Annotated in this window: 16 protein-coding genes; 12 read left to right on the plus strand and 4 right to left on the minus strand. The window is 45.4% G+C overall.

Annotated elements, in window-relative coordinates; all coding sequences use genetic code 11:
* Positions 1–38: 38 nt before the first annotated feature.
* The gene (locus tag AC58P5_RS22465; protein ID WP_497390527.1) at positions 39–224 is read left to right on the plus strand and encodes a hypothetical protein; all 186 of its coding nucleotides are present in this window, start codon (positions 39–41) and stop codon (positions 222–224) included.
* Here the strand turns inward: AC58P5_RS22465 and AC58P5_RS22470 are convergent.
* Together AC58P5_RS22470 and AC58P5_RS22475 are read right to left on the minus strand one after the other, a co-directional pair.
* Positions 221–625 (minus strand): type II toxin-antitoxin system death-on-curing family toxin, encoded by a 405-nt coding sequence (locus AC58P5_RS22470; RefSeq protein WP_497390529.1) that lies wholly within the window; start codon positions 623–625, stop codon positions 221–223. The two genes, AC58P5_RS22465 and AC58P5_RS22470, sit on opposite strands and share 4 nt — an antisense overlap.
* Positions 622–885 (minus strand): AbrB/MazE/SpoVT family DNA-binding domain-containing protein, encoded by a 264-nt coding sequence (locus tag AC58P5_RS22475; protein ID WP_497390531.1) that lies wholly within the window; start codon positions 883–885, stop codon positions 622–624. Before AC58P5_RS22475 ends, AC58P5_RS22470 begins: the two co-directional genes overlap by 4 nt.
* Before the next feature lie 86 nt (positions 886–971).
* Here AC58P5_RS22475 and AC58P5_RS22480 point away from each other — a divergent pair, with 86 nt between their 5' ends.
* The 10 genes from AC58P5_RS22480 (at position 972) to AC58P5_RS22525 (ending at position 12,790) form a co-directional block, all read left to right on the plus strand.
* Entirely contained in the window at positions 972–1,520 is a 549-nt protein-coding gene (locus tag AC58P5_RS22480) for a hypothetical protein (protein ID WP_497390533.1), read from the plus strand.
* A gap of 253 nt (positions 1,521–1,773) precedes the next feature.
* Complete coding sequence (locus AC58P5_RS22485) at positions 1,774–2,847, plus strand: dsDNA nuclease domain-containing protein (protein WP_497390535.1); 1,074 nt, start codon at positions 1,774–1,776, stop codon at positions 2,845–2,847.
* Positions 2,828–4,510 carry a hypothetical protein gene (locus tag AC58P5_RS22490; protein ID WP_497390537.1) on the plus strand — a complete coding sequence of 561 codons (1,683 nt, stop codon included), beginning with the start codon at positions 2,828–2,830 and terminating at the stop codon, positions 4,508–4,510. Before AC58P5_RS22485 ends, AC58P5_RS22490 begins: the two co-directional genes overlap by 20 nt.
* A 276-nt stretch (positions 4,511–4,786) precedes the next feature.
* Entirely contained in the window at positions 4,787–5,053 is a 267-nt protein-coding gene (locus tag AC58P5_RS22495; protein ID WP_497390539.1) for a hypothetical protein, read from the plus strand.
* 196 nt (positions 5,054–5,249) lie between these two features.
* Positions 5,250–5,933: a nuclease-related domain-containing protein gene (locus tag AC58P5_RS22500; RefSeq protein ID WP_497390541.1), complete on the plus strand. Its 684-nt coding sequence runs from the start codon at positions 5,250–5,252 to the stop codon at positions 5,931–5,933.
* 49 nt (positions 5,934–5,982) lie between these two features.
* Positions 5,983–6,969 (plus strand): restriction endonuclease, encoded by a 987-nt coding sequence (locus AC58P5_RS22505; RefSeq protein ID WP_497390543.1) that lies wholly within the window; start codon positions 5,983–5,985, stop codon positions 6,967–6,969.
* 57 nt (positions 6,970–7,026) lie between these two features.
* Positions 7,027–7,824: a hypothetical protein gene (locus AC58P5_RS22510; RefSeq protein WP_497390545.1), complete on the plus strand. Its 798-nt coding sequence runs from the start codon at positions 7,027–7,029 to the stop codon at positions 7,822–7,824.
* A 27-nt stretch (positions 7,825–7,851) separates the two neighbouring features.
* Positions 7,852–10,071 carry an MrcB family domain-containing protein gene (locus tag AC58P5_RS22515; RefSeq protein WP_497390547.1) on the plus strand — a complete coding sequence of 740 codons (2,220 nt, stop codon included), beginning with the start codon at positions 7,852–7,854 and terminating at the stop codon, positions 10,069–10,071.
* Positions 10,043–12,460 (plus strand): DUF2357 domain-containing protein, encoded by a 2,418-nt coding sequence (locus tag AC58P5_RS22520; protein WP_497390549.1) that lies wholly within the window; start codon positions 10,043–10,045, stop codon positions 12,458–12,460. The genes AC58P5_RS22515 and AC58P5_RS22520 overlap by 29 nt, the downstream gene beginning before the upstream one ends.
* Before the next feature lie 48 nt (positions 12,461–12,508).
* The gene (locus tag AC58P5_RS22525; RefSeq protein ID WP_497390551.1) at positions 12,509–12,790 is read left to right on the plus strand and encodes a hypothetical protein; all 282 of its coding nucleotides are present in this window, start codon (positions 12,509–12,511) and stop codon (positions 12,788–12,790) included.
* 160 nt (positions 12,791–12,950) lie between these two features.
* Here AC58P5_RS22525 and AC58P5_RS22530 read toward each other — a convergent pair whose 3' ends face one another.
* Together AC58P5_RS22530 and AC58P5_RS22535 are read right to left on the minus strand one after the other, a co-directional pair.
* Positions 12,951–13,367 carry a hypothetical protein gene (locus AC58P5_RS22530; RefSeq protein WP_497390553.1) on the minus strand — a complete coding sequence of 139 codons (417 nt, stop codon included), beginning with the start codon at positions 13,365–13,367 and terminating at the stop codon, positions 12,951–12,953.
* A 67-nt stretch (positions 13,368–13,434) separates the two neighbouring features.
* Positions 13,435–13,674, minus strand: a complete 240-nt coding sequence (locus tag AC58P5_RS22535) for a hypothetical protein (protein WP_497390555.1) — start codon at positions 13,672–13,674, stop codon at positions 13,435–13,437.
* A 263-nt stretch (positions 13,675–13,937) separates the two neighbouring features.
* On the opposite strand from AC58P5_RS22535, the gene AC58P5_RS22540 reads away from it, so the two are divergent.
* Entirely contained in the window at positions 13,938–17,138 is a 3,201-nt protein-coding gene (locus AC58P5_RS22540) for an FG-GAP-like repeat-containing protein (RefSeq protein WP_497390557.1), read from the plus strand.
* The last annotated feature ends 35 nt before the right edge of the window (positions 17,139–17,173 follow it).

Below are 17,173 nucleotides of genomic sequence, written 5' to 3' on the forward strand. Positions count from 1 at the left end.
ATGTTAATGTTATCCTGAGAGAAAAGGAGGTGACGTATATGGAGATGAGACAAGATTTAACCAAACTCATAAAACTAACGGGAGAGCGGGCAAAGCTCGACGCCAAAGCGAATGGCACCTATGTGGTCTATAAAGACACTTCAGGCAAGTTGGTAAGGGAGTATTTTGCCGGTAGATCATCCACCGATGAGTGGGGTTATTTTATTAAAACTACTAGTTGTTAAGTCGTATTAACCGAATGCCGTTCAATAATTGAAGCAAGTTCCTCAAAAGCATACTTGTGATTGACCATATCCACAGTGAAATCCTCCGCGGCTTTAGGATCCATTTTGAAATGGTATCCATTATAGCGCAGGAAAATAAAAAGTGCCGTAAACGCGGTTCTTTTATTGGCGTTCTGAAAAGGATGGTTTTGGCCGAGAGACTCGAACAGAGCGGCAGCTTTATTCCAAATTGATGGATACGCATCTTCGCCAAATGCCGATGACAGGGGGCGATGTATGGCCGAATCGAGCAGACTGGAGGTTTTGACTCCGATTTGTTCTCCGGGGCTGTACCTCTGAATCATGGCGACGTTGATAGCGATAACCTCTTGGGCGGTTAAATAACGGGTTTTTGTGTTCATCTATCTTTGAGGCCTTTGAGGGTCTCGTCGTACTCACTGATTACCTCAGTCAAATTATCCAAAAAATCCGCGCTGATGCCTTCGGGCAGTGTAACTTTAGTCGCTTTCTTAATGACGATTTCCCCGCTGGCTTGATTAACATCAATTTGTACTGTGTCGCCTTGGTCCAGGCCAATCTGCTTTAAAGCATCTGTCATGGTAATCCCGAGACTGTTCCCAAACTTCGTCACTTTTCTCTCCATATCGTTCACCTTACCCATCGTGTTTCCTCCTTAATAAGAATATTCAACTGTTATAACAATTATACGTGAATGCCTTCCGTAGGGATAGGATGAAAAGGCACAAGATGACAGCAGGTTCTATAAAAGTTAGAACTACATTTTACACAGGTCGTCAAATACAATTGGTATATCAGCCAGGTCGGCAGATTGACTTCAAACCAACATACAAGGGCGGCGACAGAATGAAAAATCTTAAATACTTCTTTTTATTCTTAAATAGTCTTTTGTCTTTTTACGCAGGTTTGTGGGCTTACGAAAAGGTTTTATGGTTAGTTTGGAAGCAAACCATTAGCGAAGGGGATTTACGAGCCGTTCAGTATTGGGCGGGAATCGCGTATCTCATCATCTTGGTTCCCTCTTATCTTTTGATATGTTTCTTTGTTACATCCAAAATAAAATCGGCAATTATGCGTCTGCTGCTTTATCCTATCGGGTGCGCACTCGTGTTTGTTCTTCCCACCCTATTTATATTTGCTGCTTTTGGCGGCGGAAATCTCTTTTCGGCGGAGGCGTTTCTGTTTTATGTGTTTTTTATTTCCTCCGGCGTAGTATTTGGTCTCGGATATGCCTTGAGCACGTTTTTGACGCCAGCAAAATCGGAAAACCGAAGATAGTAGGATCGATTTCAGTTACAAAGCAAAGCATTAGATTTGATTGAGTTATTTGAATGAACATAAATATACGAAAAGTGATTAGATACAACAAACGACAGCATTCGACTGTATTGGTATGCTAAAGTAGTGCAAAAGACTGAATGTGCCTAGGTTTCAGTAATCAATTGGGATGTTTCCTTAATGAACCCTTAATACTGTTGTTAGATTAAACATAATTGTATTACAGATGGTTCAATGGATTGGGGGGAAATCGATGTCTACCAAAAACTATATGAATTTACCCTATGATTTATCCGGTTCGATGGCTAAAAATAGATTTAGAAATGAACAACTATGGGGTTTGAAAAAAATTCTAGAGCTATATAAAAATCACGCTGATTTTACAGTGGTATTTGATTATAAATGTGACGTAGAGGTTCATTTAAAAAGCCATTTTGAATTTTACCAATTAAAGACTCAAAATGATCATGGGACCTATACTGTAAATAAACTTATAAAGCAAAATAAAAATGGTGACTCGGTTTTGGGTAAGCTTTATTTATTAAAATATAACGAAAATGGAGAAGAGCATGATGATATCAAAGTTGCGGTAGTTTCCAATGCACCTCTAAATGATGGCAAGAAGGTTCATAACAATTGTGAAATGCTCATGCTTTCATCTATAGACGATTCCGTAGCCTTAAAAATAAAAGCATCCTTAACCAAGGAATTGTCTAAAAAGGAAGAAGTGAAATTGTTTAATACATATTTTATTAGAACTAGTATGGATTTAATTAATCCTGAAAAAACATTGATTGGAGAGCTAGCAATATTCTTTGAAGAAAATTTTAATACTGAAGTAAAAAAAATAAATTCACTATATCGGATCTTATATACTGAAATATCTGCAAAAGCCTCCTTTGAATTAGAGTTATCTACATATGAAGAAATTTTGCATAAAAAAGGTGTTTCTAAATCATACCTCGATGACCTTTTACAAAAGTATATTGATAATACAGACACAGCTATAAATAAAACAAATACGTACATTGAAAATTATTTTAGAGATAATTTTAAGATGAGATTAGAGTATAAGAAAGCACTAAATCAGGTATTGATAAGTTTGCCTAAAAATAGAACTATGCAAATGCTAGAAAACTTGATTGTTAATTATTTAAATGAAAATTTAGAAACGCTGTCAGGCACAGATATGGATTTGGTTGACATGATAAGCGTTGTCTTAATCGAAAATAAAATGATTGAGATGAGTGAAGAAGAATTTAAAGTACTGGTTCTAGTTACTCTAAAACGGTATGAGGAGGGTTTTTATGAAAAGTCTTTTTATTAACAGCTTACTCATATTTGAATATAAAAATAGACTGGCTAAAAGAATTGACTTTCATAAAGGAATAAATATTGTCACATCGGAGAAATTAAATGGCAATGATGTTGGGAAATCAGTATTACTTAAAAGTATATATCATACGCTAGGAGCCGATAGCATATTTGATAGTAAATGGAATGCAAATGATAAAACTTATCTTATAAACATTAATATTAATGATGATGAATATTATATCTATAGAAGTGGTAACCTATTCAAAATATATAACAACAGATTCAATAAACTTTTTAGTACTATGAACAGAGTAGAACTAGCAGAATATTTAAGTGAAATGTATGGTTTCTGTGTTAAATTACCTAATAGACAAGAAGAAGAATTGGAAGTCACTCCTCCTGTGTACAGTTATTTGTTAAACTTTGTTGACCAAGACCATATGAATGGTTCGAAATTTTCTTCATTTAGGGGTTTAGGACAATATTCTGATTACAAAGAAAACGTGATTTTTAATCATTTTGGCATTTTTAATGACGAATATTTTAGCATATTAAAAAAGATAGAAATTTTAAAGAAAGAAGCTAAATCATTAAGAGAAGAGAAGTTAATCATAGAGAGCATGTTAGATAGAATTAAAAATTATTTAGAAGGCATGGATGCTCCTAAAGATTTGAATTTATTAAATATAGAAGTAGATAGAAAGAAAGAAGAATATTCTGATATTGTCTTGAAATTAAAGAAAGTGAAAAATAGCTTAATTAAAATGCGTAACGAAAGGATGGAATTGGATTTAAATATTAAAGAACTTATATCAAATCATAAAGAGGTAAATAATATTTTTGTTAACAAAAACCATAATAAATGTCCAGTTTGCTCTCATGAAGTTGATGAATTAGAGTTGAAAATTAAAAGCAGCAGCCGTTTAGAAGATTTTTATATCATGAAAGACGAATTTGAGGGTTTAATACTTGAAGTTGATAGAAAATTAGATATTAAAGAAAAAGAATATGGTAAATTACTTGAACTCTTAAGAATCTATGAAGAAAAGCTTCAAATTAGTGATTCACAGATAACTGATTCATTAAAGCACATGGGGTATATAGAAACACAAGAGAATATGATAAAAGAATTAGGTACTGTAATTGAGAGTATTGCTATTAATGAAAGTGAACATGATAGATATGCTGCTAAAATTAAGAAATACAATGATATGAAAAAAACTGCCAATTTGTTATATGAAGAATATATGAATGATTCTAAAATAAGATTTGGATTAGAGGAAATTGGTAAGGACAAGATAAAGAATATTAAATTAAATTATGAGGCTAGAGGAAGCAATAAAGCTATATCGACTATAATATGGTATTTTAATCTTTTAAAGATCAAAAACGATTTGAACAAGAAAGCAATTAGGTTCCCTTTAGTTTTGGATAGCCCTAATAATGTTGAGTCCGATGATAATAAAGAATATGCGTTATTTGAATTTATATTTAATAATATTTATGAGAATACTCAATTAATTTTATCCACTTTAGGATTTGATAAAAATGATTATAAAAATATAAACATTGATAATATCATAGTATTGGAAAATGAAAAGTATCATGTATTAAATAATGAGGATTACATAAAAAATGAAGTAATGTTAAAATCAATTTTTGAAAATGAGTAACGGCTAATTAAACTAATAGATTAGAGTATAAATTGACTAATGCAATATATCGCTGATGACAAGTGCATCGGCTGTTTGTCCCCCGTTCTCTAAGCGCAGTACGTTAATATCAAACATGAGAAAACCCTCAAAGAGAGAAAGGACTTTTATTTAGTAAATTTAATGCATTAATAAAACTAATCTTATGTCTTAAAGTGCCTATACGCCCTCACGTACCACCTCACTTTCAAAATTCTGCTACTCTATCCTTAACCCATACAGGATGGAGGTAAATTCATGAATTTCTGGCGTAACAATTCCCTGATTCACCGCTTTGATAAACTCGCAAACAGGGCTGACACCTCAATGGTTTTCCAGCCCTTAACGGAGCAGCTTAATGCCTTAGAAATGGAATTGCTGCAATCACTTCAACAAGATCAGCAAATGACTTTCCGAGAGTGGCAGGACATGGGGCTAGCTCTCGAATACATGAAGAAAGAGTGGATTTACATCAAAGGCGTACAGGACGGCATCAAGATTTTGTCCCAGCTTTATAATGAATGACTGGTCTTAGTTATGTTTGCCTTTTAGTCAACCAGCGAATTGATCTACCATACCATACACAATTCAAAGCCTCGTTCTCATTACCTTCTAGGTATCGAGACCTAGGCTTTTTTTGTTTTGTGCCCTCCAAGAAAGGAAATCCATGGAATTTTATCGAATGATGTTTTATATCGTTTTATGAATGAGGAGAAGACGTATGTTTGCTAAACTACGGGCGCTTTTTGCCAAGCCAGCATCAGAACCACCCCAAAAGAAAGCTAAACAGGGACCCGCCGCGAGACGTCCCAAAGTGGAAGCCACCCGGATCGGGGAACTGGGGGAGCACAAAATCAATATTCAATTGGATCAGCTTCCAAAGGAATGCCGCTATCTGAGCGATCTGCTGATTCCGAATCCAAAGGCACGATCAGGATACTCTCAAATTGATCATTTGGTCATTTCTCCCTATGGGCTTTTCGTCATTGAAACGAAGAATTACAACGGGGAAATCAAGGGTGCGCGTAAGGACCGATACTGGCGTGTAAGCAACCGGTTCAACATGTACAATCCGCTGATGCAGAACTACGGGCATATCAAAGCGGTGGAGCTGCAAATTCCGGCTTACAAGCGGGTTAAATTCATTTCGATGATTTCGTTTACGATGCGGTGCCGTTTTAGCATAGATCCGGAGCTGCGGAAAATTCAGTCCGATGAACTTATCGTGTATGATGTCGAGCTTTCGGAGTTTATCGGGCGCAAGATTGTGCGCATGAAGGCAGAGAACCCGGAGCCGTCTCTATCCGAAACAGATATTAGGGGGATTTACGAGCTAGTCGCGGCAGCGAATATTATAGACAAGAAGATCAGAGCCGAGCATATCGCGAAAAGCAAAAAAGCGTAGCGTTCGTTACATGCGAGCAGTTGCATTTTATAAACGGGGGGATACAAAGATGACCAAGTGGTGGATGGTACGCGCAGGAGATAACAACGAGTTAATTCCGGAGTGGCAGGCGAATAAAATTGCTTCGATCGGCTGGCCGCAGTTAGGAGATCCGAGGAAGTTTGCATCCAGAGAGAAGTTTGTTGAACATAGTCATGTGATCTATGCGGATCAAAAGCCAGGGACGCGGCTTTCATGGGCGGGGCAGGTTTGGAGATATTACAATGAGGTTGCTCTGAATGATCGGGTGATTACCTATTCCAGAGAAACCCGGGAGTATATGCTCGGAACGGTGACCAAGGCGCCGGAATACAGGACGGATATCAATGCTTTGTATCCCAATGTGATTTCAGTGGACTGGGAGTCCAAACGAATTCCCCGCGATTTGTTTTCGCAAAGAGCCAAGTACTCTTTAGGCAGCACATTGACGGTTTTCCGGATAGACGATTGGCAGGAGGAGATTCTGGCTTTATTTCACCAAACACCAGCTGCACCTGTGAATGTCACCGTTCGAGATGAAGAAGCGGCAGAGTTTAACACGGAAGAGTTTGAGGGACGGGCCAAGTCGCTCATTGAAGATCGGGTGGACAAGCTCGACCCATGGGAGATGCAGGAACTGGTCGCGGGGCTGCTTCAAGCGATGGGCTACCAGACGAAGGTGAGTCCGAAAGGCCCCGACGGGGGAGTGGATGTGCTGGCTCACCGGGATGCGTTCGGGTTCGAGAAGCCGATCATCAAGGTGCAGGTCAAGCATAGACGTGCCACCAGCGGCGGGCCCGAGGTGCAGCAGCTCGTAGGAGCAAGTCCTCTCGGAGCGAGCTGTTTGTTCGTGTCCACTGGCGGTTTTACGGCGGCAGCCAGGACCGCGGCGCAGCATAATGGCGTCAAGCTGCTGGATTTGGCAGGCATCGTCGAGCTGATCAACGAGTGGTACGACAAGATGCCGGCGGAGAAGCAGGCGTTGATTCCGTTGAAAAGAATTTATGTGCCTTCGTAGGGTGAGGAAGAGAGGCAGACACACAACTAGGCACACAAGGACAGGAAGGAAGTATATATGTGGAAAGATATAGCTGCTTTGTTCGGCAGCAATCCGATAGTGACCTTACTAATTTTGGTGGTTGGCACTTCTACTTTGTGGATGTACAAAGAGTTTAAAGAAATATTGAATCGAAATAACATAGCCAAACTAAATCTTATAAATGAACGTTTAAAAACTTTCGGGAAGCTGGAAGCCGCTATTGCATTAGCATTGAAGAAGCCTGAAGATGAGAACATTTTAGCAAAATTATACGATATTCTTGGAGAAAGCAGCGCTCTATTCACGAAAGAAATGAGGGAAGTGACTCGTACCTTTTACGCGCAAGGACATCCTCATATCTTGTCGGCCTTGCAAATTTTTATTGATAATCAAATTAATACTTCTAGAGAGGAAAAAGCAGAGCTTTCTAAATACGAGAACTCTACAGACGTTATAGACAAGATTGAGAGAATGATAAAGCCTTTTGTTCCTATCGTATTTATATGGGCTTTTGTTTTACTGCTTGTCTCCTATGTTTTGGTTTTAATTCACCAGCAGGATATGTCCGCTAAAATTCATTTGACTATGTTTTTTGTCTCTACCTTAATTTCCTTTGTATTTTTTAGTGTCTTGTTATCGGTTGGACTTGATAATAAATTAGGCAAACAAGGGCGCTACCGCTGGATGCTTCACACTACTATTGTGTTCACTCCGTTTGTTTTCTCGCTATATACAGGATTATGGTGGGTCAGCATCAGTATTCAGGTGATTGCTTTTATACTGCTTATTAAAAAGAAGAGAAAAGCCAAAAGCTCTTTGATCTTGCTTAAGTAAACGAGTCTTATATTTGGAGGAACCATCATGACTTTACCAAGCGAGTTGTCCTCGATTTTTCGTAATAAACAAAAGTCTTATAAAATGGTCCTCATTCTCTCTATGTTAGAGGAGTACCGAAATTCTCAACAACGACTCCTACCGTTTGGCCAGGTGGCTGAACGGTTTTTGAGCTATTACCGAACGAACGAAGACAGAGGGAGTAAGGGAGATATTCCGCCTAGCGGTGCTGCCGCGAGATGGAGCAATTTTTCGTTGACCCAGACGAAGTCTCTGTTGAATACACCTTTGAATGCTCTATCTGCCATCCTAGATTTAAATAACGAGCAACAGACGATTACGTTCAAGGAATCGATTTGGAATCAGCTAAACGAGCAAGAGCTGGCGGAGCTTGAGCAATATGCGGAACAAGAGCTTGAACAATACAATCATCAACTGCTGACAGCTATTTCGCTAAGACAAGCCTTGGAGAATACGCTTAATACCTACACAGCAGCTAAAAACGAACCTTTCGCGAATCACGCTTTAGGGACTTTGTTTAGGCAAGCAATTCCGGAGTATTTTAGAAGTCAGCCATTTCTCAACGAAAATTACAAGGTGCAAGGTTCGATCGGCCAGGGGAATTGGGCGACAATTCCATGGATTGCTATTTTAGATAGACGAATTACGGAAACGACGCAGCATGGGGAGTATGTGGTCTACTTATTTTCCGAGGATATGAATTCAGTGTATCTGACCTTAAACCAGGGAGTTACCGTGCCGTTAAGAGAACATGGCAGAAGAGATGGATACCACTATTTAATGCAAAAAGTACATGAGATGAGGGAGCTATTGCCCCTAAACGGTATGCAAAAGGACGGTAACATCTTACTGACGACGAGCGGGTTGGGGCGGGACTACCAGGTTTCGACGGTGGCTTATATTCGCTACGACAAAGATCATTTGCCGGAAGAGGATCAACTGTTAGCCGATCTAGAAAATGTCATGAACAACTATAAGCTATACGTCGATCATGTCGTCGGGCAAACGACCGAGAGGGATGAAGAATTAGTGAAAGAGATAGAATGGCCAATCCCTACGGATACGTTCACAGTCCCTGAGAGAATAGGGCAGATCAAAACCTATATCGAGCAGAAAGGCTTCCACTACCCAGGAGCACTCATTGAGAATTTGTATCTGTCTTTTAAAACAAAACCCTTTGTCATCCTGGCAGGGGTATCGGGGACGGGAAAGACGAAGCTCGTTAAGTTATTCGCGGAGGCGATCGGGGCCACGAGTGTGAACCACCAGTTCACGTTAATTCCGGTACGACCGGATTGGAGTGATCCTTCAGATCTGCTGGGATATAAAGACTTGTCCGGAGCTTTCCGACCGGGCCGTCTGGCGGAGGTATTGGTGGAGGCTTCTCGGCGGGAGAATCGTCACAAGCCGTATTTCATCTGCTTGGACGAGATGAATCTGGCGCGTGTCGAGTATTATTTTAGCGATCTACTCAGTATCATTGAGACCCAAGAATGGCAGAAGGGTCAGATTGTCACGTCGCCTTTGATCCATGCGGAAGCACTGGGCCTGGAGGATCGGTCTGTGTACGGCGGCTTGGCTCTGCCGGATAATGTGTATCTGGTCGGGACGGTGAATATGGACGAGACGACGCATCCTTTTAGCAAAAAGGTGCTAGACCGCGCCAACACAATCGAATTTAACTACATTAATCTGATGCAGTATCCGGGTTACGAGGAGATGAGTGAAGGGACGGTAGTTGTACCAGCTTCGAATGGTTTTCTGCGGGCGGATTACTTGCAGTTGGTAGATGCCTATCCGAATTATTCGGAACTGATCCAGAGGACTACGGAGAAACTGGTAACCATCAATGAAATTCTGGAAGACATTCATTCGCATGTTGGATTCAGGATCCGAGATGCCGTGTGCTTTTATATGGTCTATAATCAACGGTTCGAATTGCTTTCCGAGAATGAAGCGTTCGATTGGCAGCTTTTACAAAAGCTTCTGCCTCGAGTGCAGGGAAGTAGCTCATCTGTGAAACGAGCGTTACTAGGCCTTATGCAGGTGGCGGTAGGTAAGCCGCTGAACATGGGGGCGCTGATGGACGACGCGTCGGAATTAACCCGCAAGTGGGGTTCAAGGCAGTCGACGGAAGTGGCCCTATATCCGCAAAGCGCGCGGAAGATCGCTTTTATGATCAGGAGGTTAGAGGAAGATGGCTTTACCTCCTTCTGGCTCTCTTAATCAGAGTGTGGTGCTGCTGCATGTGGAGACGAATTGGTTTAATTTCTATATCCAAGGGAAGCCGTTTCATCCAACCGTTGAATCGCTCCAACTGCATCGGGAAGGGCAGGGGGTGGATGCGCATCTCCTGGTGTCGGCTCTGGGTTCATCTGTGACGATTGAAAAGGTGTCTGTGTTTGATTCCGAGATGGGAGAGCTGGCGGAATGGCAGCAGGGAGAGTGGAGAAACCCCTTATTCTATGAAACTCAGGCTTACCAAGTCGTGGTGGAAAAGAAAGAGGATCTTGCCCTGACATTCCATCATGAGAATGTGCATTTGCGTCAGGCAGTGGAGCCACTGGGACAAATGATTTTGGCGGGAGAACTGAACTTTCAGAATGAAGTCGGTTTGACGGAGCTTCAGCTTAGGTTACACGGTGAACCGATTTTCCAGATACAGCTTGAAATCTTTCCAGCCAAAATGGATTACCAGAACGACTACCGACAAATTCTTCATGATGTGAATCAGCAAATTTATAATTTGTCTTTTGATTTTCTGCGGAAGACGTATCACATGACGGGGCTCAGAGAGACGGGAAATCAGAGCTTGACGGAGTTTTTTACGATTCTGCAAGTGGTGTTTGGGCAGCTTGTGCAGGCTGTAGAGCGGATTCAGGCGTCGCCCCATGCCAGCATGAGGGTGGAGAACCGCGTCGTGGAGGCAGCCCGGGTACGGAAAGCAGGCAGAGAGACGGTTGCGTACTTGACCAAACGCCCACATCTGCTGGTGGAGGACGAGAAGCAGGGTTTTATTTCGCTAAACGGGAGGATGTACACACCGAGTCATGCGCTGGAGGCGAGACGGCAGGTGGATTACAACACCCAGGAGAACCGTTTTGTCCGGTGGGTGCTGGTACGTGTATCGAAAAAGCTAAGTGAGCTGAAAACCCGTCTGACCCAGGGCGGCCGAATGCAGGATCCGCTTCTTGCGAAGCGGATTCAAGGAATGCAAGGGCAGTTGCAGCGGCTGCTGGGACTTGATTTTTTGCAGGTGGGGGAGATGAGGCAACTCACAGTGACGCTGGTGCTTCAAATGGCACCGGGTTACCGGGAGGTGCACCGCCATTATTTGATGTTGATGAAGGGCCTGTCGGTTCAGAGCGATCTGTTCAAGCTGTCGATGAAGGACGTGGCGCAGCTGTACGAGTACTGGTGTTTCCTGAAAATTCACGAGCTGCTTCGTCGCAAATACGAATTGGTGTCGCAGGATCTGGTACGGGTGAACCGGACCGGGCTGTTCGTGACACTGGATCGGACGCAGAAAGCGAAAATGACCTATCGGAATCCAGCCAGTGGCGAAGTGTTTACGCTCTATTACAACGCACTTCCGCCTCGTGACCATAGCGAGACCCTTGGACAGAGGCCGGATAATGTACTGACACTTAAGAAGAACGATTCGCCCGTGGAGTACAAGTATATTTTTGATGCCAAATACCGCATGAACCCGGCTGTAGAGGGCACTCCTTATTACAATGCCTACAAGTCTCCGGGTCCGGTCGAGGACGATATCAACACGATGCATCGCTACCGAGACGCTATAGTGTATGCCGAAGGATCGAGGCATGAACTGGAGCGAGAGTATGAGCGGAGCATGTTCGGTGCGTATGTGCTTTTCCCTTATGGGGACGAGGAGAAGTTTCGCGAGCACAAGTTCTACCGGAGCATCGGGCTAGTCAACGTTGGTGCGTTTCCCTTCTTGCCTAATGCGACTTCGCTGATGGAAGCGTTCCTGGACGAGATCATTCTAGATAGTCCGGAAAAAGCCTACGAGCGTTCCATCCGCCCTCGTGGTACAAAGGATTACTACCGGAACAAGTTGGAGGGCAAGAACGTAATTGTCGGATCCATGAGGAGCGGACCTGTACAATTGGAAGCCGCGTTAAAGCATGGCTTTTACCATTTGCCTCTTAAGAATTTGACGGAGCAAAAAATATTGACGCAGCTGGAGTATGTTGGACTTTACCAGTCGATCAAAGGGTTTGGAAGGAATGGGGAAGTAGGCGTGCATTGGTACGGTCGTATTTCGGACTGGAAGGTGGTGCGGCGCCGTGAAATTACAGAAATTCCTTATAGACCGGGTACAGCGGATGACCTCTACGTTAAGCTTACGGTTGAAGAGTGGAAGCGGATAGAGCGGCCCGTTATGCCTGGTGGACGGGGGATTCACACCTTGTTGCTCACGTCAAAATACATGCTGGATCGTGCAGTAGAAATTGCCGAGCTTAAATTGGAGTCGGAAGCAGATCTTGCGCAGTGGAGAGAAAAACGTCGGCAGGGCTCTGTGAGAGTGGAGTTGGACCACCAAGATGTGGATTTGGCGAAACGAGTGTTGGGGGTTGAGGTTCGGTGATCTAGGGAGAACTTCAAGTGCTTTATTAAAAAGAAAACGAGGAATTATATGAAGAAATGGTTTTTTCCAGGTGTTATCTTGGTTTTTATTCTTATGGCCCTTACTGTGCCGTCTAAACAAGATTGTTTCGATTGGATTAAGGATAAAGTTAAAGAAGAGGCCAACAGTGTTATGGTCAATATAGGTGTGAATTTAGTTGGCGATAGTATACTGGATAATTCATCAAGATGCACGAAGCTACTTGTATATTCCTACTGTAACACTTACATTTCTGAAGAAAATAAGGTTAGGGCTATCGGTATTTTCAATACCTTCATTGCTCTTGAATAGATTGAAAACAACAACCTTCACCCGAGGGTGAAGGTTTATGCTCGAAATCCAATATACTTAGTCAGTTAGTGATTCACTTAGGGAGCAGAGGCTAACTTTGAAGCGGCTGGCATGTCGGTTTTTTCAAAAATGGACGGTTTTAGAGTTACAACAAAAACCTCTACACGCTTCGCCCTGACGGACTGACGAGCGCCCTCGAAGAAAAAATGGCATAAAGCATAAACCCGACAAAAAGCAGGTGTGCGGCAAACATAACAAGGGCATCCAAGCTGTAAAGAGCTGCGCCGGACCAGAAGAAAAAAGGAACAAGATGGACGGTAATCAGCAGAAGGAGTATACATTTTTGCAGGGTAATCGCGAATTTACTTTTTTGAATGTAATAAAATAAACCGGCCAGTGCAAAACAAACGGCTAACACTAGGTTGGTGTTCGACCACAGCTGCAGGCTCTTCTCGATTGGCTGGAACTCGTTAGCCAAAGCCCTGACAAAAGGTGTTTTTCCTAGTATGAAAGGACTATAGGTCAATGAAAATCCGAACAACAGCAAACTCAGCGGCAGAGCGATAGAAAACTTCATAAGGGACCTCCTTTTTCTTCCTTCATAATGTAACCACGCAAACGTCAAGCCTTGAGCCGGGCGTTTTTCAATTGACTTTTGCCTTATGATCCATGTAAGTTTTTATCGCGACGATCAGATTCAGAATGCCGGTGAGAAATGTCATAATCATTACGATCAGTTGAGGGAAGGTGGGACCGGCTTTGACGCCGTTTCCAATCGGGCCGATTTTGGGCCGGTTCATGTCCCATAACCCGTAAAGTAAGCCGATTACAGGGATGAGAATGACGATAATACTGACCACAATATATGCGACATATTTGTTCATCCGTAGTCTCCTTTCGATAAATGATTTCCTTGCTCGGTTTAGATTACGCCTTTAAATGGAATATATTATTTGATTCTCTAAATAAAAGGAGAATCCTTGTTTTAAAGTCGACCTATCTTATTTACTTATTGATTTACTCGTTGAAGCTGCGCTGCTTTCCCATTATGCTCCGTTAACCCAACTTCACCCGAAAGGGTGATTTTTTTATGCCCAAAATCCGATATACTTAGTTAGTTAGTTGTCTACTAGGGAGCGTGAGAGAGTTGATTCGATCTGCAAAAAAAGGTCAAGCGCAAAAATGGCTGGCCCTTGTATTGGGCGCGTCGTTAGTCGCAGTGCCGGTTGGGCCGGTGAAAGCGAAAGGGGCGAATCCGATTTTTGAAAATGCGGCCGCTTATGAGGTGGGCGGCTGGGCTTACGACGTAACGACCGGAGATGTGAACGGGGACGGGCTGGATGATCTGGTGTCGCTGAATTTTCAAAACAATCAGGTGGCCGTGCTTCTCGGCAAGGGGGACGGAACGTTTGGAGCGCCGGCAGCTTTTGCGGTAGGTAGGAACCCTCGAGCGGTTGCGATTGCGGATTTAGACGGGGATCATCGTGCAGATTTGGCGGTTGCCAATTCGCAGGATAATACGGTAAGTATTCTTAAAGGCAGCGGGGACGGAACGTTCCTTCCATGGGGGAATGTTACGGGTGTAGGCGCAGAACCTTTGGAGATTGCTGTATCGGATTTGAACGGAGACGGTTATCCGGATTTGGCAGTGGTCAATAATAGTTCCGGCTCAGTTTCGATTCTGTTTAACGTCGGCGGGAGCGGGAATTTTGCGCTGGGGGCTTCCATTCCTGTTGGCGCTTACCCGAGAAGTCTTGCGGCATGGGATATGGATGGCGATGGAAAAGTGGACCTTGCCGTCTCGAATTCCGGAAGCGACACGGTCAGTATATTGAAAAATGACGGCACCGGCACTCAATTCAGCCGGGTTGATTATGCGGCGGGCTCGTCCCCCAACAAAATGAAAGCAGCGGATCTCAACGGGGACGGCCTAAAGGATATGGTTTTTGCCGCCAACGGAGATAACGGGGTTACGGTGCTGCTCGGTACGGCTGGAGGAGGATTCGGACAAGCGGTGTTGTACCCTGCGGGAAATTTTCCACTTGATGTTGCGCTGGGGGATTTCGACGGCGACGGACACATAGATATTCTCGGCCAAACGCAGGGCCAGGATTTTGCCATTCTGATGGGCAACGGAGACGGGACGTTTCAATCGCCGATAAGTTATCCGTATCCCCGTTATGCTTTTTATCTGGAGACGGGAGAGTTTAACGGGGACGGCCGATCGGATATTGTTCTGGCGAGCAGTTCTCCTTCAAATACGTCGGTAAACGTGATGAACAGTAGAGCGGAAGGGGCTTTCTCTCTTGCTTCGAATACGTTCGAAACGGCAGAGAACAGCGGAGCTGTCAGCGTGACAATAAAACGGACAGGCTCCGGCACAGGCCAGACTGCAGTCCGGATCAGGACGACGGACGGAACGGCGGTGGCGGGAAAAGATTATGCAGCCGTCGACGAGGTGGTCGTGCTTCAGGACAGTGAAACGAGCCGGGATTATCCGGTCACCGTTATGGACAACCAGGTCTATGAAGGGGACAAAACCTTTACGGTCAAGCTGAGCGATCCGGCGAACGGCTACGTAATCGGGTCACCGGACGAAGCGGTCGTGACGATCCGGGAAGACGATGCTGTGCCGGATACGACGCCGCCTACGGTGGACGTTTCCAAATTCGGCAGCACGGACAACTACGCAGGCACACCGGATCGTTTGTATGGATCTGCCGGGGCTGTAGGTGAAGCGGGAGCGGCTGTAAAAGCGTACCCGTGGATGGATACCGATAAGGACGGCATCGTGGGCGCAGGCGAGCTGGGGATGCCGGCAGCGCTGGGCAGCAGCGCAGGAGACGGCTCAGTTTCGGCTGCCGATATCGGCGACCTTGCGCCGGGAAGCTACGCTTACGTGATCACGGCAACGGATGCGGCCGGGAACGAATCGGCGAAAAGTGCCGTGGCGGCCCTGACGGTGACGCTTGCGAAAGGATCGTCGCCGGATACGGAAGCACCGGTCTGGCCTGCGGGCGCGGTACTAGCCTTCTCGGGCGTTACCACTTCCGGCGTGGATGTAAGCTGGCCGGAGGCGGCGGACAACACAGCCGTTATGGGCTATGAGGTTTACAAAGACGGCGCATTTCTGACGACGGTCAGCGCGGATACGTACAGCTACCGGGCGGCAGGTTTAACGAGCGACACGCTGTACTCGTTTGCGGTGAAGGCCAAGGACGGGGCGGGGAATGCCAGCGTGGAGCTCGCCGGAACGGTCCGGACACTCGCCGTGCCTGTTTCGGGCGGATCGTCGGGATCTTCACCGTCGCTTTCGGCGGAGAGCAGGCTGCAGGAGCTGCGTTTTATGGCGGGAGAAAAGGAAGCTGCGATGACGCCGGGCTTTCAGCCGGGAGTGAGCGATTATGCGGTCGAGACGGATGCGGACCGTGGTGTTATCCGGTACAAGACGATGGATTCCGCAGCGAGAGCCGGGGTGACCAACGGGACCGGAACCGTTAGCGCGTTTAACGGGGAATATGCCTCTGCGCTGAACGAGGGCGTCAATGTATTCAAAATTGCCGTTCAGGCGGAAGACGGCTCCACCCGGGAGTATAAGCTGACGGTTACGCGCAAGGCGGCAGAGGGCGGAACAAGTCCCGGAACGAAGCCGGATTCCGGGTCGGGTAATGGCACGGGAACAACGCCGGGTCCGGGTACAAAACCTGAGCCTGGCGCCGAGCCCGGAACGGGCGGAGGGAGCCGGTTTGCCGATATTTCCGGGCATTGGGCGGAAGCGGACATCGGCCGGGCTTATGCTCTCGGTCTCGTTGACGGCTACGAGGATGGTACGTTTCATCCGGACGCGACAATTAACCGGGCCGAATGGATTGTTATGCTGGAGCGGCTGTTGAAGGGCGCGGAGACGGGGGATAAGACGTCTACAGATGTGGCCGATTCGGGGGCAGGAATAGCCAAGGTAATCGCGACCAACACCGCGTCGCTCTCCTTCGCCGATGAAGGCGCCATCCCGGCCTGGGCCACCCGTGCGGTAGCGGATGCGGCCGCCAAAGGCATCGTGAGCGGCTACGAGGACGGAACGTTCCGTCCTGGAGCGTCCGTCACGCGTGCGGAGCTGGCCGTGATGCTGGCCAAAGTCGCGAATGGCCCTGCGGCTGGAGCCGGGAAAGCCGTGGCTTTCGCAGATGAGGCCGATATCCCCGAGTGGGCCCGGCCTTACGTGCAGGGGGAGGCCGAACGCGGCCTGATCGACGGCCGGAGCGGGAACCGCTTCGCGCCGAACGAGAAGGCGACACGGGCCGAAGCGGCCGTGCTGCTGGTTCGCTTGGCGAAGCTGCTGAACTTGTAGCCGTGTTGCTGAACTTATGCAGCAACACGGTGCGG

Source organism: Paenibacillus sp. JT31N7, assembly GCF_059692095.1.

Bases quoted from the DNA above. Each gene is read 5' to 3' on its own strand.
- AC58P5_RS22480 (WP_497390533.1), top strand. From the start codon at position 972: ATGACAGCAGGTTCTATAAAAGTTAGAACTACATTTTACACAGGTCGT.
- AC58P5_RS22475 (WP_497390531.1), bottom strand. From the start codon at position 885: ATGGGTAAGGTGAACGATATGGAGAGAAAAGTGACGAAGTTTGGGAAC.
- AC58P5_RS22510 (WP_497390545.1), top strand. From the start codon at position 7,027: ATGTGGAAAGATATAGCTGCTTTGTTCGGCAGCAATCCGATAGTGACC.
- AC58P5_RS22530 (WP_497390553.1), bottom strand. From the start codon at position 13,367: ATGAAGTTTTCTATCGCTCTGCCGCTGAGTTTGCTGTTGTTCGGATTT.
- AC58P5_RS22495 (WP_497390539.1), top strand. From the start codon at position 4,787: ATGAATTTCTGGCGTAACAATTCCCTGATTCACCGCTTTGATAAACTC.
- AC58P5_RS22505 (WP_497390543.1), top strand. From the start codon at position 5,983: ATGACCAAGTGGTGGATGGTACGCGCAGGAGATAACAACGAGTTAATT.
- AC58P5_RS22470 (WP_497390529.1), bottom strand. From the start codon at position 625: ATGAACACAAAAACCCGTTATTTAACCGCCCAAGAGGTTATCGCTATC.
- AC58P5_RS22465 (WP_497390527.1), top strand. From the start codon at position 39: ATGGAGATGAGACAAGATTTAACCAAACTCATAAAACTAACGGGAGAG.
- AC58P5_RS22515 (WP_497390547.1), top strand. From the start codon at position 7,852: ATGACTTTACCAAGCGAGTTGTCCTCGATTTTTCGTAATAAACAAAAG.
- AC58P5_RS22535 (WP_497390555.1), bottom strand. From the start codon at position 13,674: ATGAACAAATATGTCGCATATATTGTGGTCAGTATTATCGTCATTCTC.
- AC58P5_RS22520 (WP_497390549.1), top strand. From the start codon at position 10,043: ATGGCTTTACCTCCTTCTGGCTCTCTTAATCAGAGTGTGGTGCTGCTG.
- AC58P5_RS22500 (WP_497390541.1), top strand. From the start codon at position 5,250: ATGTTTGCTAAACTACGGGCGCTTTTTGCCAAGCCAGCATCAGAACCA.
- AC58P5_RS22485 (WP_497390535.1), top strand. From the start codon at position 1,774: ATGTCTACCAAAAACTATATGAATTTACCCTATGATTTATCCGGTTCG.
- AC58P5_RS22525 (WP_497390551.1), top strand. From the start codon at position 12,509: ATGAAGAAATGGTTTTTTCCAGGTGTTATCTTGGTTTTTATTCTTATG.
- AC58P5_RS22490 (WP_497390537.1), top strand. From the start codon at position 2,828: ATGAAAAGTCTTTTTATTAACAGCTTACTCATATTTGAATATAAAAAT.